Source organism: uncultured Alloprevotella sp. (assembly GCF_963536905.1).
Taxonomy (GTDB): Bacteria; Bacteroidota; Bacteroidia; order Bacteroidales; family Bacteroidaceae; genus Alloprevotella.
On the sequence record NZ_CAUTBW010000026.1, the window covers coordinates 18,715 to 34,463 of the forward strand.

The following is a 15,749-nucleotide window of genomic DNA, read 5'->3' on the forward strand; positions in this document are numbered from 1 at the left end:
GAATTAATTTCGCACATTACGCCTCGTAAGCTTTTAGTTTTCCACATAAATTTCTTATTACTTATGAAGAAAAGAACCATACTCCTAACTTTATCAAGTTTATTCTTGAGTACCCTTACATTGGCACAGACAGAAATCTCTGTCATAAATAACACAAAACAACACTTACTACCAACTACCTCCTACCTGTTGGAGTACAATTCAGAAAAAGCTAACACACTGGTAACACTTCCCTACTTTGAAACTTTCGATAGTCAGGATGCAGCAGAATCCTACACAATCATAGATGGCAACAAAGACAACAATAGTTGGACTTTCACCAATGGAATGGCGGAATATATGGAAGATATGTTCAACGACAACAGTGGCGATGATTGGTTGATAACTCCACCATTTAAACTTGAAGCAGGAAAGAATTATGAATTTTCTTTGAAGGCCAAAGCTTTCGATAATGAAACTCCCGAATGCTTCGAATCTTTCCTAGGCACAGATACTACCGTAGCATCAATGATCATTCCTCTATTCCAGAAGACTACAGTTGCAAGCAGCAACTTTAACACCTACACTCAAACCATCAAAGTTCCGACAACTGGCACTTATCGATTGGGGATTCATTGCATCAGCGAGCCCGACAAAATGACGCTCAACATAGATGACATTTCTATTAAAGAAGGAGCTAGTGACAGTGCGCCAAAAGAAGTTTCCTCTCTTACAGCCACTGCTGCTGAAGGTGGAGATTTGCGTTCCTTTATCTCCTTTAAGGCTCCGACTACAACCACAGCAGGAACACCTCTCACAAAACTGGATTCTATAACAGTCGTGAGAGGACAGAATCACCTCGTGAGTCGTCTAACCAACGTTGCTCCAGGAGCTTCATATAGTATCACTGACGAACACCCAGAAAATGGTATAAACACCTATACAGTCATAGCTTACAACGCATTTGGAGCTGGACTCTCTGCAAACACAACAGTTTTTATAGGCGTTGATATTCCCCTTGCACCCGAACAAGCAAAGGCTGAAAACGTCGGTAACGATACGCATTTATCCTGGACTATCAGCAACAAGGGATGGAACGGAGAATATGTCAATCCAGACTCCGTCAAATACACCATTTATGAAACTTCAGATGGTATCAACCGTACATTAATAGCTGAAAATCATAAAGGGACAGAACTCAATATTCCTCTCACTAATGCTACAGGGAAACAAAAGCAGGTTGCTTATCAGATTTATCCCATGACAATCGCAGGAAAAGGGCAGAAGGCCAATACCAACACAATCATTATTGGCAAGGCCTATGAACTACCTTTCAAAGAATCTCTTCCTAATCAAAAGACAGAAAACAGCTATTGGGCTGCAGATGTATCGAGTAAGAAAGTAAAAATACTTGCATCCAACGATGCACAAGACAACGATGGAGGTACTTTCTACTTGTACTCTACCATCCCCAACGATACTCTTTCTCTGCAAAGTGGAAAAATTTCCTTGTCAGATGCACAAGCACCCACACTATCTTTTTACTACAAAGGGGATATCAGTAAGGGAGCAAAACTTTCTATAGGAATTGGTAGGAACGGAATACTAACACAGATTTTAAAAGAAGTGTCGTTCACAACTATCGACTGGCAGCAGGCAATAGTAGACCTGACTAGCCTCAAGAATGAAGATTATATTCAATTATTCTTCAATATAAACTTCGGAGTAGGTGCAGCAAAAGTTTTCCTTGATAATATTCGTATAGAAAAGAACGGTTCAGCCACAGGTATTTCAACTGTCTCTCCCACAACTGATGCTTCACAGCTTATTTTTAATATCAGCGGTGTTAGAGTCTTTCCTTCCGAGGCTCAACATGGCATATATATAATAGGAGGAAAGAAAATATATAGATAACATATAGTTATTTCTCTTCTGTATACAAACAACTATATTTATATTTCAACTCTGAACATATATAAAAGACGATTCACAAAGGCTTATAAAGTAATCTTTGTGAGTCGTCTTCTTGGAAAGTTAGATTTCCTATTTCATTATAAATGGGAAAACTTTTTCCGTAATCTTATTCTTTTTCTCTTCCTTTTTCCTTAGAATGTCACGCGAAACATTCCGCGTATGCCCCATTTGCGCTTGGTGGGGAGATTCTCCGTATATGTAACACGGCGAACATATTCGATGTGGAAAATCTTGAAAATATTGTGGATACCAGCTACAAGTTCCACATAGGGCTTTTTCTTATCCATCGCGCGGGAGAGATAACGGAACGAACCATCGGCTTGGAACTCGCCAGGGAAATAGAAGAGATGCGTGTCGGCAGCATTCTTGGCGAGTAACGGATTATTTTTGTCGGTCAAATCGCCCCAAAGAACATTGCAGCCAAAGCTTTCGCGCCATTTGAGTTTTTTGAGCAACGGAATGCGATTAAAGAGCTTTCCGTTGAGATCCCAAGAAGCGAAAAGCGAAGCATAACGGTCGTTGAGGAATTCCATATTGTCGATCAAACTAAACATCTCGTCCTGCGAGATATAAGAGAGATTGGCGGCGGGCATAATGAGCAAGGGATAAGGCACTTTATTCCATTGAACGCCCGCTGAAAGGCGCGTGTCGATTTTTCCCCACGAATGGAGCCAAAAGCGTTTGTAGATGCTGGCTTCCGTGAAATTGTAAGCGTAATCTCCTCCGAGCAGATTCTTAAAGCCCATGGTGTGACTGATGCTAAAGACAGGGAAATCGAGACTGGGCGAATAGCGACGTTGCTTAGTATTGACCCATTTGGCACCTGGACTGTAGGTAAGACTCAGCGTAGCATCGAGCGTGGTGAGCTTCTTCTGCCAATTCCCACCCAAAGAGGGCGCAGCAGCACTATTGAGGGGCTGATAGAAAAGTGCGGCCGTAGGCTCGTCCACCTCATGGCGAAGCTGCACTTTAAAGCGCAGGTTGTTCTCCCACTCCCGATCGAAGGCCAACGTCCAGCGGCTGAAGTACATCATGTGGTTCACTTTCGTCCATTTGAGGGAGGTGAAGACGTTGTCCTTATCTGTGGGTAAGAATTTGTCGGAGGGCGACATCACGTCGTTCGTGTAGTTGAGCGACAGGTTGCTCACGGGGAACTCTCGCGGTAGGTAGGCCTTGGGTAGGAAGCTATAAGTGACCTCTCCAGAGCCCATAACGCGGCGGTCCTTAAAGCCGTAAGCTGCATAGCCTTTCAGAAAGAGGTGCTTGTTGAGGAAAGCCGTGGTTTGGGCTGAGCCGCGGAGGCGGAAACCATTGACAAAATTCTGGCTAAAAATGGTGTTGATAGGGCCAATATCTACTTTTGAACCTTTCTTTGGGTCGGTGGTGGTTTCAACAAAGTTTTCGATAAATGCCTTTGCCACCCACAACACGGGCTTAAAGCCTTTCACCTGACTCAACTGCGTGACGAGCTGCTCCATCTTCCCCTCCGATTCCGTGAGCGGGTCGCTGCGGTATTTGTCCCAAAAGGCATCATCCTTCATCAAGGCATCGGCGGCCAACTGCGTGTCGCCGCGAAACTTAAAAGTCTTTTCGGGAATTGGCTCAAAGGAGAAGTTGCTGTACTCTGTCAGACGCTTCACCATGAACTTCTGGAAGAAGTTTACAACTTTTAGTTCAACGAGCATATCATCTCGAACGAGGACTTGTTCCCCTGTGGGCAACTGTTGGAACTGCTGAATGATGCGCATGTTCTCTACATAGTTGACGTCGCTGCGACCAGGAATACCCAGATCGCACTTGACGACGCGGTAAGAGGAGTCGGCGGCAATGAAGAGGGAGCCGCTGAAGCCGAAGTCCTGCGGATTGTTCGGCGTGAAGTTGATATGGATGGTTTTGATAGAGTCTACCATCACTGTATCTACTAAAAAATAGCGGTAGAAAGAGATGGCCGTCTTTGAAGATATGGGACTGGTAAACGGATACTGAAGCAAACGGACATCGTCTTCATAGATATTCACATCGGTGAAGCAGTCCTGAATGACAGTAGTAAAAATGTCGCCAGTATAAAAGAGATCGTTCAAACCCGTTGAGCGTTTACCTTTGATTATAGTTTTGTCGGAACGCGGCGATTGCCGGAAGATTTCTTGCGACACCGTTTCGTCGACATTGATAGGCAAGATGAGTTTGCCGGTTTCATTATTGGTTTCGATATGGTCTTTGAGAAAAGGAAACTTCTTGAACTTCCCTTCTTGAAGGACCTTATCTGTGACATCGTTGAAAGCAAAGATGGTTTTGGAATACTTATCGATGCTGTAGAAAGGATGCCGCTTGAGGTCGCTCTGCTTCTTGGCAGCGATGACTTTCCGCATGAGCTCAACGGCTGGATTGTTCTTGCGGTTGTAGCGCTGCTTTGTTCCGGTCACCGTAGCCTCTCCAAGCACTCCGTCCTCCCGCGCTTCAAGCTTCACATCAAGAGTCTCGCCCGCTTTCACCTTCAGAACGCGCGTTTTGTAGCCCACCATGGAGAACGTGAGCTTGTTACCACTGTGCGCCACAGAGTAATGGCCGTTGAAGTTTGTTTGCGTTCCGTGGTTTTTATCGAAGTAGACATTGACAAACGGGAGCTTTTCGCCCGTCTGTGCATCCGTAACCGTACCGTTGATAGTCTGAGCCACAGCGGTCAGTACTAAAAACATCAGGAGGAGAAAGGTAGAGAATCTTTTCAACTTACTATACGTTTATAAAAGAAAGATAGCATTTGACGAACCACGGTTGCTCAGCAACATCTTTAATGCTGTTGGCCCTTGGTGCGCCAAATGCTAAGGTCACATTAGGAAAAATATTGTGTCGTTACTCCCATGGACGAACACCTCGAAGCTGTCTTCGCCCATGAGGGAAAAAAGACAGGACTAATCTATTTCTTCGTCGGCTTCATATCCACCCATTTCGCGGATGGCGTTCTTTAGCATGACATACTGCTGGAAGAGATGATTGATAGGTACTTCATTCTGCGTGTAGTCGTGCATGGGGCTCTTGAGGAAGAAGCTCAAGAAACGTTGTGTGCCAAAGCGACCAGCTCGCGCAGCGGCATCGGAGAGCAATACGAGGTCGAGAACCAGCGGCGCAGCCAGGATGGAGTCGCGGCAAAGGAAGTTGATTTTGATTTGCATAGGGTAGCCCATCCAGCCAAAGATATCTATATTATCCCAGCCTTCCTTGTTGTCGTTGCGCGGTGGGTAGTAGTTGATGCGCACCTTATGATAGTAGTCAGTATAAAGGTCGGGCTGCTCTTCAGGTACGAGGATGCTCTCCAACGTAGAAAGTTTGCTAACCTCCTTGGTATGGAAGTTGGCAGGTTCATCAAGGACAAGGCCATCGCGATTACCCAAAATGTTGGTAGAGAACCAGCCACTCAACCCCAAGCAACGTGTGCCGATGATTGGAGCAAAACCTGATTTCACGAGGGTCTGACCTGTTTTGAAGTCTTTACCTGCAATCGGCATCTTTGTTTGTTCGGCCAATTCCCACATAGCAGGAATATCCACCGTAGTATTGGGCGCGCCCATGATAAAGGGACACTGTTCGGCCAGAGCTGCATAAGCATAGCACATGGAAGGGGCTATGCGCTGGCGGTCGTCGGCTTTCATCGCAGTTTCGAGAGCTGCCAGCGTGCCGTGAACGGCTGTATCCACAGGCACATATATTTCAGTGGAGGCGGCCCATATCACAACGACACGGCTACAACCTGTGCGCGCTTTGAAGTCGCGGATGTCTTGGCGCAAAGCCTCAACCATTTCCCAGCGAGTGTTGCAATCTTTCACATTTGTTCCATCCAGACGACTGGCGAAGTTGCGATCGAACGCAGCTTTGAGGGGAATAATGGCCTTGAGCTCTTCTGCCACTGGTTCTATGTCGCGTTCGTTCAACACTTGTGCATGAAGGGCCGATTCGTAAGCATTTTCGGGATATACATCCCAACTGCCAAAAACGAGATCGTCAAGACTTGCCAACGATATGATATCGGAATAGTGGAGGTATTTCTTATTCTCTCCTCGACCCACACGAATCTTGTCGTATTGCGTCATTGAACCAACGGGCTTTGCTAGGCCTTTGCGCGCCATCAGGACGCCCGTCATAAAAGTTGTGGTTACGGCACCGAGACCGACAACCATTACGCCTAATTTTCCTTCTGCTGGTTTCATATATAAGACTTATTTTAGAAATAACTGTATAGGTGACGTGTGACAATACGTATATCACACGCTGTATAACGAAACCACAAAAGTAATAAAAGTTTCTATATACATTTCCATACCTCTTTTTTTTAGCACATTTTGGGAAAGAAAGAACAGAGTTCTACCCAAAAAGAACAATCTATCTGGGGGATAGCGAAGAAAAGGCGGTTTTCACGCGCGAGTCTCCCGCATGGCCAACGCCTTATTTTCGGCAGCTTCCATGATTTCGCGCTCACCCGGTCCTTTATCGTTGATGCCACAAAGATGAAGAATACCGTGGATGATAACACGATTGAGCTCTTGCTCATAAGGGAGTCCCAACTGTTCAGCATTCGTACGGACCGTATCGAGAGATATGAAAAGGTCGCCGCTGATCACGTCGTCTTCGTCGTAATCAAAGGTAATTATGTCTGTATAATAGTCGTGCTGAAGATACTGACGATTAACCCTTAGGATTTCTTCATCGTCGCAAAAGATATAGGCCACATCGCCCACCTTGCGCCCATAAGAAGCCGCCACACGTTTGACCCATGCGGAATTGTCACGGCGGCGAATCTTCGGCATCGCAACGTTGATTGTATTGTATGTTATCATTGTTCAAAATATATACGTTCTCAAAACAAACTCTGCTCCTGCGGTCCACCCGTATAGATGGAACGGCCCAAATGCTGATAAGCTTGTTCGGTCACTTCGCGCCCACGAGGGGTGCGGCGGATAAAGCCTTCCTTGATGAGGAAAGGTTCGTAGACTTCCTCCACAGTTCCGGCATCTTCTCCAATGGCTGTGGCTATCGTGCTGATACCCACAGGGCCACCCTTGAACTTATCAATGATGGTGAGGAGTATCTTATTGTCGATTTCATCCAAGCCGTATTTGTCGATATTAAGGGCTTCAAGGGAGAACTTAGCAATGTCCAAATCTATGCGCCCATTGCCCTTCACTTGCGCAAAGTCGCGCACGCGACGCAAGAGAGCATTGGCAATTCGCGGTGTTCCACGACTGCGCCCAGCTATTTCTTCAGCCGCTTCGGCTGTGATGGGGACATTGAGGATAGAAGAGGAACGCTCTATGATACGCTGCAATGTCTCGCTGTCGTAGTATTCAAAATGGAGGTTGATACCAAAACGGGCGCGCAAGGGAGCTGTCAAAAGACCACTGCGCGTGGTGGCACCAATGAGAGTGAAAGGATTGAGGTCTATCTGAATACTGCGAGCTGCCGGACCTCGATCTATCATAATATCTATGCGATAGTCCTCCATGGCGGAATAGAGATATTCCTCCACCACAGGTTGCAGACGATGGATTTCATCGATAAAAAGCACGTCGTTAGGCTCTAAACTGGTGAGCAAACCTGCCAGATCGCCAGGTTTATCGAGGACGGGGCCGCTGGTAAGCTTGAAACCCACGCCCAACTCGTTGGCAATGATATTGGCGAGCGTTGTTTTTCCCAATCCGGGAGGGCCGTGCAACAGAGAATGGTCGAGAGGTTCGCCGCGGTACTTTGCCGCCTCAACGAAAACCCGCAGATTCTCCACCACCTTTTGCTGACCGCTGAAATCATCAAACTGTAGTGGGCGCAGGGCTTTCTCAAACTCTCGCTCCGAGGATGTCGGGGCCATCTGCTCCGACCTGATGTCAAATGTATCTTGTCCCATTATGCCGCAAAGGTACGAAATTCTTATGATAATCAGTTTTATTCAACCAGTACAAAAGAATAGGCAGAAACAGGAGAGGCAGAGCCAACCTCATGAAGTTTATGCTCCACTTTTCATCAGAGCTAAGCATTAAGAAATGGCTACTATTCTTCATCACATCAAAAGAAAATAAACCTCAGAACAACCTGATTTTGAACACAATAAAGGAGACTAAAAATATCCTTATTGCGTTTGAAAATACAATAAGGCTGTCAGCTGACATCCTTATTGCGTCAGCTGACACAATAAGGATATTTACGAGCCGCTCTGTATGTAGTTTTTCTTAGGAAAATTGGAAGAAAAAAGAGGTGGTTGGTAGATAAAAATTCAATAAAGGAGCGCAAAAGTTTTGCGGCTTTGCTTTCGCCCTTGTCAGCTCCTTTTTCGGCTTACAAAAAAGGGAGCGACAGTTTTGTTTGTCGCTCCCTTGAGGGATTATACTTGGAATGAATTTATTGCGGAAGCGTCACGCGGAAGAGTGGACTGTCGGTGTGATCTTGCTTAATAAAAGCTTTCATTTTCTTCACCACTTCGGGATGAGCAGCAGCCACGTCGTGATCTTCATGCAAATCGTTGGCAAGGTCATAGAGATGCACTTCGCCGCGATTGACAACCATCTTCCAGTTGCCCATGCGCACACCGAGCATATTGGTTTCGTGGAATTCCCAATAGAGATGGTCGTGTTCTTTCTGCGTTCCCTTGCCCGTCAGCGTGGGATAGATGGAAATACCATCAAACCAGTCGTTTTTCAGACGTGGGTTGCGATAGCGCTGCTCATAGTTTTCGATGCCTGCCAAGTCGCAGAATGTTGCCATCAAGTCGTAGAAGGCAAACTGATGGTCGTTGACGACACCTTCTCTCACTTGTCCCGGCCAGCTAACGATGAAGGGGATGCGGATACCGCCTTCGTAGGTGCTACGCTTCAAGCCGCGGAGTTTTGCATCACGATTGAAGAAAGTGGGGTCTGCCCCGCCCTCTTCGTGAGGACCATTGTCGGAGGTGAAGATCACAACGGTGTTTTCCGCCAGGCCTTTTTCTTCGAGTTTCTTCATGATTTCGCCCACCTGCATATCCAGACGACTGATCATGGCAGCAAACTGCGCGTGAGCAATGTTCGTCGGATTGTAGCGCGAACCTTTGTCGCCGCCGTACTGACGCTCTGCGCAGAAATGTCCCTTATAGGCTTCGAGGATGGAGTCCTCGGGCTGAATCAGCTCAGCGTGCGGAAGCGTGTAGGTAAAGATGCCCAAGAAGGGTTGGTCCTTGCTCTGCTTGTCGAGCCAGTTGAGGGCGTGCTGATGAATAAGGTCGGAAGAATACTGCTGGCGGTTGGCATAGTCGTCGCCAAACATGGCGTGCTGGATGTTCTGATCCAAAACAACGCGTTTCACGGCCTTGTCGCCCGCCGAACGGCTGTAGGAATTGAGGAAGTTGGGATAGTAGAGATGCGCTTGGAACTGGCAGATGTAGCCATAAAACTCATCGATGCCGCGCTTATCGGGCGTGGAAACAGAACCTTCATAGCCGCCAGCCCACTTTCCGAACATACCCGTGGTGTAGCCATTATCTTTGAAGATTTCGGGAATGATGACGTGGGCGGTGTCGTAAGGTTCTTGACCAACAAGGGCATAGTCGGTGTTGTTACCATACTTCATGGTGTTGTTGTTGGACCAATATTCCTTGTTGCCTCTCACGTGGGTGTGTCCCGTATGCTGACCCGTCATGAAACTGGCGCGGGAGGGAGCAGAAACGGGGCTACCAGCGTAGGCCTGCGTGAAGCGCATTCCTTGCTGGGCAAGGCGATCGATATTGGGAGTAGAAATGAGCTGCTGACCGTAGCAACTTAAGTCGCCATAACCCATGTCGTCGCACATGATATAAATGATGTTGGGGCGCTGCTGTGCTCCTGCGGCCAAAGCGGCCAATGTGGATGCGCCAAAGAGGAGATATCGTGGTTGCATTGTATGTTGGTTTTACGATTTATAGTATCAGAATTTATTTCACTACAATTTTAGAGGAAGCTTTGTCTTGTGTGGCATCAACAAGAACAATGTAGCTACCAGCGGGGAGGTGGCTGATATTCAGCGTGTGCCCCTTGCCTTGTGCGGCGAGTTGTCCCGTTGTGGAGTAGATGCTGATGGTCTTCACGCCTTGAGCAGGTTCTACGGTGACACATTGGTTTTGCGCCGTGATAGTGATGAGCGATTTCTGTGTCGTTGCGGTATTGATGCCTGTTGAGATGCTGGTGTTCGGTGAGAAGTAAGCCGTGAGCAAAACGTTGTGGTCGAGCGCGAACGTATATGTGGCGTCGAGCGAAACAACATTATTGTTCTCTTTCCAGCAAAGAAAGCGCGCGTTGCCCAGCGGAGTGGCTTTAGCGGTGAACCCATCAAGAGTGGCAGTGCCGCGCTGGCTGTCGTTGGTGGTCACGCTGGCTGTAAAGGTCTGTCCCTCTTCGGGCATCACCTCGAGGATAAAGTCGAGCGTTTGTCCCGTCACTTCCTCATCCGCTTCCGTCAGTCCGTTGCTGGTGAAACGTATGCGCATACGACTTTTGCCTGTAGCAGCATTGGCAGGAATAAGGATGTTTGCTTCCATCTCTTGAGCAGCGGTGAGTTTTTGTGCTATTTCAAAAACACCGTCGCGGTTCCAGTCGAAATAAACATAAACGGAGTCGCCAGCTTGCGGAGCATCTTTCAGCGCCAGTGCAAGAGTGGCAGTGCGCCCCTTTACGAGGGTTGCTTTAGAGGCGGTATAGATTGTGTACCAGGTATTGGGCTTCGTGTTGGGAGCAATAATTTGTCGGCCACTCGCTACTTGCGCCGGATAAGTGAGCGGGGTAAGCACGCCCGCACCTTTGAGAGAGGCAGAGAGGACATAGTTGGCCGTTAGCGTACCGCAGGGGAAATCATAAATCTGTTCTCTGCGAGCAAATTCACTGCGGGCTCCAACAAATGTGACAAGCGAGTCGCCATCGATAGTAAGCGTTGTTTGCGGCGTTGCAACGGAGGTGAAGTAGTAGCCAGCAGGCTTACCAGCACACACCTTATAATGGGCGTTTGCTCCCAACACTTTATCGGCAGCCACGTTCACAAGCTGATAGCCGCCCGTGCTGTTGCCCGTCCCAACAAAGTACCATTGTGCGGAATTCTCCATATTCTTACCCCAGCTCAGCGAACCGTCGGCAGCCATAGTAAGATAGAGTCCGTGAGTGTTTTTCAACAAATATTTTCGAGCTGGTTTCCCCACAACTGTAGAAGGCACAAAGGGGCGCAACTCATAGAGGTTCTCCGTTTCCGTAGTGCTCCACCAAGAATTACCATTGGAAGCTCCAGCTTTCCAAACGATGACGTTGGAACTTGCTCCGTCCTTATTCAGTCCGTTAGGCGAAGCACCCGTGTTGTCATAGTTGGTGCAGTCCGTACTGGTGAGGCGGCAGAAATTTCCGTTTGTACCGATGTAGTACTCCACAGGCGTACTGCTCGTTTTCATTATCGATGCTCTCGATTGCGCAATATTGCAACTGGCGATGTAGTTGCCCGAAGCCGAATTGCGAATGTAATAGCAGTTGGCCTTACTGGTTGGGATAAACTGCCAGAAGATGCGCTTCGTCACGTCGTAAGATGTCACAACGAGCGTACCGTCCGATTCTTCGCTGATATAGCTCGAACTATTGCTCTTCATAGCAATGGTGTAGAACTTGTCGGCACTATAACTGCCGGCGTTTGCTGAGGCGCATAATGTCAAAGGCAACCACAGCAAAAGAAGTAACAAAGAGGTATATTTTCTCATGATGGTGTGTTAAGTCGAAACTTGCTTCGCAAAACTACTACTTTTTTACATATTTTCTCACCATTTTTCCGTTTTTTCGATATATACCTTTTGAAAAGCACTTTCATGAGAATGCTCATTACCTTTGTTTTACACAAAAAAGAGTGGGAAAAACATAGGAAGAGGAAAAGAAAAGCCCCTCCCTCTTCTGCATGCAGAGAGGGAGGGGGATTGGATTGTGAAACCAAAGTAGTGGGCAATATGGAGTGCCGAACTAATTAGGTACTATCAGCATTACCGCTCTTGCCCAGTTTCGGGAGATATGCTCCTTTAGCTTAGGCGTTTGATTTGAGTTGCTTAAGCACTCGGCCGGCTGAGTCGGACAGCAGGGTGATGGCACCGGCAAGGATGACGGTATCTTTTATGACCAGTCGGCCAGCCCCCGACAACAGCGGGAAACCATGCTCGCCACTACCGAGGTCGGGCACCCAGCATTCAGGCGTAGTGATAAGGAACGACAGCGTGCCTATGGTCATGATGATGGCTAAGGTGTCGCCCACGATGCCGGCTTTGGAGGAGAAGATACCGAGGAATACCAGGATACCGATGCTCATGATGAGTACGCCCAGGCCGCGAGAGAATACGTAGGTGCGGTTGCTCTCGTGCCATTCACGGTTTTTCTGAACGAATTCGCCTTCCTTGTTCTTATACTCCTTGTATTCGGGAGCTTCCTTAGCATAGAAGAAGCTCATGAAGGGGCTGTTGGCTACGAACGGAACAATGCCGTCGGCTTCGTAGTGGGTGAACTTCAAAGCGCCAATCCATACGAACACGATGAGGATGGCCAGGCGGATGAGTTTTAAGCCTACATTCTTGAGATTGGCTGCAAAAGACAATAGGGTGATAAATGTTTCTTTCATAAAAAATAAAGTGCTTTGTTGTGATAAATATTTAGTTCACTCTGCGAACAGAGATTCGTAGTCAAAGATACGCACCTATCCTAGGTTTTAACAAATAAAAAAGCATAAAAAAAAGAAAAAACAGAAAAGTTTTTCTATAAAATAGCTCTTTTCTGTTTTTTCTTTATATTGAAATGATAAGACAAGTTTGCTTTTCTGCATAGAAAACATGCTGATTTCCCAATTTGCCATTTAGCGGATAAGTTCGGCCTCGGGACTTAATGTTTCTTAGGAGCTAAGAGGCGGTGGTAGCGCGCATCATCGCAGAGAACTTTGAGAGCAAGTTTGAAATCCTTGTCGTTGCGCAGATTGTATTCGGCCATACCTTTTTGATAGTAGTAGCGTGTCACGAGTTCGGATTCCACAAGCGACTTAATATCTTTGCGCCAATAGTCGAAATCGTACTCAAAATTATGGGAGAGCTTTTTCTCCAGCGCATTCAACTCATCTTTGGCCATTTGTTCGTAACCTTCTGCTGCTACAATGCTGCGCAGGATATTGAGTGCAGATTTCGATTGCGTATCATAAGTGAAATTCTCCTTTTTCAGGAATTGCAGAAAGTCGTTGTACTCCTGATCAGAAAGAGAAAAAGTACTGGGACGAGCAATGGTGCGATGATGATTCTGGTAGTCGGAGCAATAGTTGCGCAGGGCATCGCTCGCCGAAAGATAGGAGAAGAGCGAGGGCAAGGAGTCGGGCACGGTTACAATATCGGGCGTGATACCTCCCCCATCGCGAACAGGACGTCCGTTGGCAGTATGGAAAACTTTAGAAAGCGAATCGGGCAGGTGTTGCGGTTGTCCGTTTTTATAGCTATACGCCTGAATGCAACGCCCTGAAGGGATATAGTACTTACTTGTGGTGAGTTTGAGAATTGCCTTATAGGGCAGTTGTCGCGTCTGCTGCACCAGACCTTTACCATACGTGCGTTGACCGATGATGACGGCTCGATCGTAGTCCTGCAAAGCTCCGCTCGTGATTTCGGCCGAAGAAGCTGTACCGTTATCGGTCAGAACAACGATGGGCATTGTTAAATCGGCTGGTTCATTCTTTGTCTTGAAAGTGGAATTTACTTCTTTCAACTTCCCCTTCATACGCACCACTTCTTTTCCGCGAGGCACGAAGAGCCCCACCACATTGACGGCCTGATCCAACAGACCTCCGCCATTTCCGCGCAGGTCGAGGATGAAACGCCGCATACCTTTTTGCTTCAGCTCAGCAAAGGCCATCTGGAGTTCGTGGGTTGTTTGCTCTGTAAAGCCTGTGAGCAAGGCATACCCAACGGTGTCGTTCACCATTGTATAGAACTGAACGCTGGGCATCGTTACGGTGCGCCGCGTTAGTCGGAAAGTGAGCGGTTTTTCCACACCATAGCGTTTCACCTTTAGTTCAAAATGGGTACCAACATCGCCACGAAGCGATTCGCTAACACGGCTGGAGTATTCACTTTCTTTACCTTTTTCTGCTTCACCATAATCCTTTCCATCGATGGAAAGAAGGATGTCGCCAGCGCGAAGACCAGCCAGAGCAGCAGGCATTCCCTCATAGGGTTCTTCTATGATGCAGCGACGTGCTTTGTTGAGAAAAGAAATGACAGATCCAATACCGGCATACTTACCCGTGGTGAGTTGTTTGAGCTCTTGCGTCTTATTCTCAGCATAGTACTGCGTATAGGGATCAAGCTGATTGAGCATATAGAGCAGTGCGTTGTTGATATTTTTCTCCGCACTCAGTGTATCCACATAATAAGTGTCCAATTCCTTATAAAGAGAATTGAAAATATCGAGATTTTTAGAAATCTCAAAATTGTGGTCGGAATTGCTTTGCGCCACGCCTTCCATCGAGAAGACAAGGGCAAAAAGAAAAAGCAGCTTTTTCATGTTCAAAATGTTGATAAGAAGAAAGAGGCAGAAAAGAAAGAGGAGAAAAGGAAGAAAAGGGTGCAAAACGTTTCTTTCACAAGAGAGCAGAAAGCAATCATCGGAAAATCATTGCTTGCTTTGCACCTTTTTCTCGTTATCTCATTTCAGTTTCTCACAAATTTCGTCCCAAACTTCGTCGGGAAGGGTTGTGCCTACCACCTGGATGACTTTGCTCGCGAGGAGAGCACCTTTCTGAAGACAGATCTCCAAAGATTCGCCACGGCTCAAGCCATAGAGGAAACCAGCGGCGAAATAATCGCCAGCTCCCGTGGTATCTACCACTTTGTGGACTTTCTCTGCTGCCGCGCGAGCCACTTCCTCTCCACGTTTTACCAAAGATCCTTCAGCGCCTATCTTGACAATCGCGATTTCGCATTTTTCGGCCAACACGTTGAGAGCCTCAACGGGATCGGACTTACCGGTGAAGGATCTGGCCTCATCTTCGTTGGCAAAAATAATATCGACTTTCTGAAGAAGTTGTTCGAAGAAGGGGCGATCATCCTCCACAATATTATAGCTACCAAAGTCGAGACCTATCTTCAGCCCTTTCGATTTGGCAATATCTGCGGCGCGCATCACCATTTCGTGGTTCTGCACGAGATAACCTTCAATATAGAAAATATCGGCATTGTCGAACCATTCCGTTTGCAAGTCATCAGCCGTCAGTGTGGCCGCTGCGCCCAAATAGTCGTCGAAGGTGCGCTGTCCGTCGGGGGTAATAAAAGCCGAACAAACACCCGTGGGGAGATCACCAATCAAGAAATGAGGAATACCGCCATGCTGCAAAAAATTATCTTTATAGAACTCGCCATAGCGATCATCGCCCACTTTCCCGATAAATTCGGGCTTTGCGCCGAGATTGGCCAGTGCCAACATCGTATTTCCCACAGAACCGCCAGTGGCAAAGCTGGTTTGAAGTTTCTCCAGCTTCTCATTGAGCTTTTTATACCCCTCGAAGTCCACAAACTGCGTAGAACCTTTCGGAAGTCCCAATTCCTTGAGAACAGAGTCGTCAATCTGTGTCAAAACATCGCAAAGAGCGTTGCCAATGCCTAAAATCTTCTTCATTTCAACTTTTTTTTCAAAATTCTATGCAAAGGTATTGCTTATTTCGGAAATAGACATTACTTTTGCACCGCAATTCTGAGAGAAACCTCATTATCCTGCTTCAGTAGCTCAGTTGGTTAGAGCACCTGACTGTTAATCAGGGGGTCG

10 protein-coding genes are annotated in these 15,749 nt (G+C 47.1%); 1 reads left to right on the plus strand and 9 read right to left on the minus strand.

All coding sequences use genetic code 11. The annotated features are described in order from the left end of the window. Nucleotides 1-63: 63 nt before the first annotated feature. Nucleotides 64-1,893: a choice-of-anchor J domain-containing protein gene (locus tag ABLA33_RS05990; RefSeq protein ID WP_347719624.1), complete on the plus strand. Its 1,830-nt coding sequence runs from the start codon at nt 64-66 to the stop codon at nt 1,891-1,893. Between the two features lie 191 nt (nt 1,894-2,084). Here ABLA33_RS05990 and ABLA33_RS05995 read toward each other — a convergent pair whose 3' ends face one another. The 9 genes from ABLA33_RS05995 to ABLA33_RS06035 form a co-directional block, all read right to left on the minus strand. Next, nucleotides 2,085-4,649, minus strand: a complete 2,565-nt coding sequence (locus ABLA33_RS05995) for a DUF5686 family protein (protein ID WP_347719630.1) — start codon at nt 4,647-4,649, stop codon at nt 2,085-2,087. A gap of 213 nt (nt 4,650-4,862) precedes the next feature. After that, nucleotides 4,863-6,155, minus strand: coding sequence for an inositol-3-phosphate synthase (locus ABLA33_RS06000; protein WP_347719625.1), 1,293 nt, complete (start codon nt 6,153-6,155; stop codon nt 4,863-4,865). A 204-nt stretch (nt 6,156-6,359) separates the two neighbouring features. Continuing rightward, entirely contained in the window at nt 6,360-6,782 is a 423-nt protein-coding gene (gene ybeY / locus ABLA33_RS06005) for an rRNA maturation RNase YbeY (protein WP_311490073.1), read from the minus strand. Nucleotides 6,783-6,802: 20 nt separating this feature from the next. Further along, a complete protein-coding gene (ruvB, locus tag ABLA33_RS06010) occupies nt 6,803-7,843 on the minus strand; it encodes a Holliday junction branch migration DNA helicase RuvB (RefSeq protein ID WP_311490072.1) in 1,041 nt (346 codons plus the stop codon). 491 nt (nt 7,844-8,334) lie between these two features. After that, the gene (locus ABLA33_RS06015; RefSeq protein ID WP_347719626.1) at nt 8,335-9,843 is read right to left on the minus strand and encodes an arylsulfatase; all 1,509 of its coding nucleotides are present in this window, start codon (nt 9,841-9,843) and stop codon (nt 8,335-8,337) included. 34 nt (nt 9,844-9,877) lie between these two features. Continuing rightward, the gene (locus ABLA33_RS06020) at nt 9,878-11,674 is read right to left on the minus strand and encodes a T9SS type A sorting domain-containing protein (RefSeq protein WP_347719627.1); all 1,797 of its coding nucleotides are present in this window, start codon (nt 11,672-11,674) and stop codon (nt 9,878-9,880) included. A 314-nt stretch (nt 11,675-11,988) separates the two neighbouring features. Continuing rightward, a complete protein-coding gene (locus ABLA33_RS06025; RefSeq protein ID WP_315091431.1) occupies nt 11,989-12,573 on the minus strand; it encodes a DUF417 family protein in 585 nt (194 codons plus the stop codon). Between the two features lie 257 nt (nt 12,574-12,830). Next, entirely contained in the window at nt 12,831-14,492 is a 1,662-nt protein-coding gene (locus ABLA33_RS06030; protein WP_347719628.1) for a S41 family peptidase, read from the minus strand. 141 nt (nt 14,493-14,633) lie between these two features. Next, nucleotides 14,634-15,602: an adenosine kinase gene (locus ABLA33_RS06035; protein WP_311490067.1), complete on the minus strand. Its 969-nt coding sequence runs from the start codon at nt 15,600-15,602 to the stop codon at nt 14,634-14,636. Nucleotides 15,603-15,749 lie beyond the last annotated feature (147 nt).

Coding starts and splice junctions, on each gene's coding strand:
- ABLA33_RS05990 (WP_347719624.1), top strand. CDS start 64: ATGAAGAAAAGAACCATACTCCTAACTTTATCAAGTTTATTCTTGAGT.
- ABLA33_RS05995 (WP_347719630.1), bottom strand. CDS start 4,649: ATGTTTTTAGTACTGACCGCTGTGGCTCAGACTATCAACGGTACGGTT.
- ABLA33_RS06000 (WP_347719625.1), bottom strand. CDS start 6,155: ATGAAACCAGCAGAAGGAAAATTAGGCGTAATGGTTGTCGGTCTCGGT.
- ybeY (WP_311490073.1), bottom strand. CDS start 6,782: ATGATAACATACAATACAATCAACGTTGCGATGCCGAAGATTCGCCGC.
- ruvB (WP_311490072.1), bottom strand. CDS start 7,843: ATGGGACAAGATACATTTGACATCAGGTCGGAGCAGATGGCCCCGACA.
- ABLA33_RS06015 (WP_347719626.1), bottom strand. CDS start 9,843: ATGCAACCACGATATCTCCTCTTTGGCGCATCCACATTGGCCGCTTTG.
- ABLA33_RS06020 (WP_347719627.1), bottom strand. CDS start 11,674: ATGAGAAAATATACCTCTTTGTTACTTCTTTTGCTGTGGTTGCCTTTG.
- ABLA33_RS06025 (WP_315091431.1), bottom strand. CDS start 12,573: ATGAAAGAAACATTTATCACCCTATTGTCTTTTGCAGCCAATCTCAAG.
- ABLA33_RS06030 (WP_347719628.1), bottom strand. CDS start 14,492: ATGAAAAAGCTGCTTTTTCTTTTTGCCCTTGTCTTCTCGATGGAAGGC.
- ABLA33_RS06035 (WP_311490067.1), bottom strand. CDS start 15,602: ATGAAGAAGATTTTAGGCATTGGCAACGCTCTTTGCGATGTTTTGACA.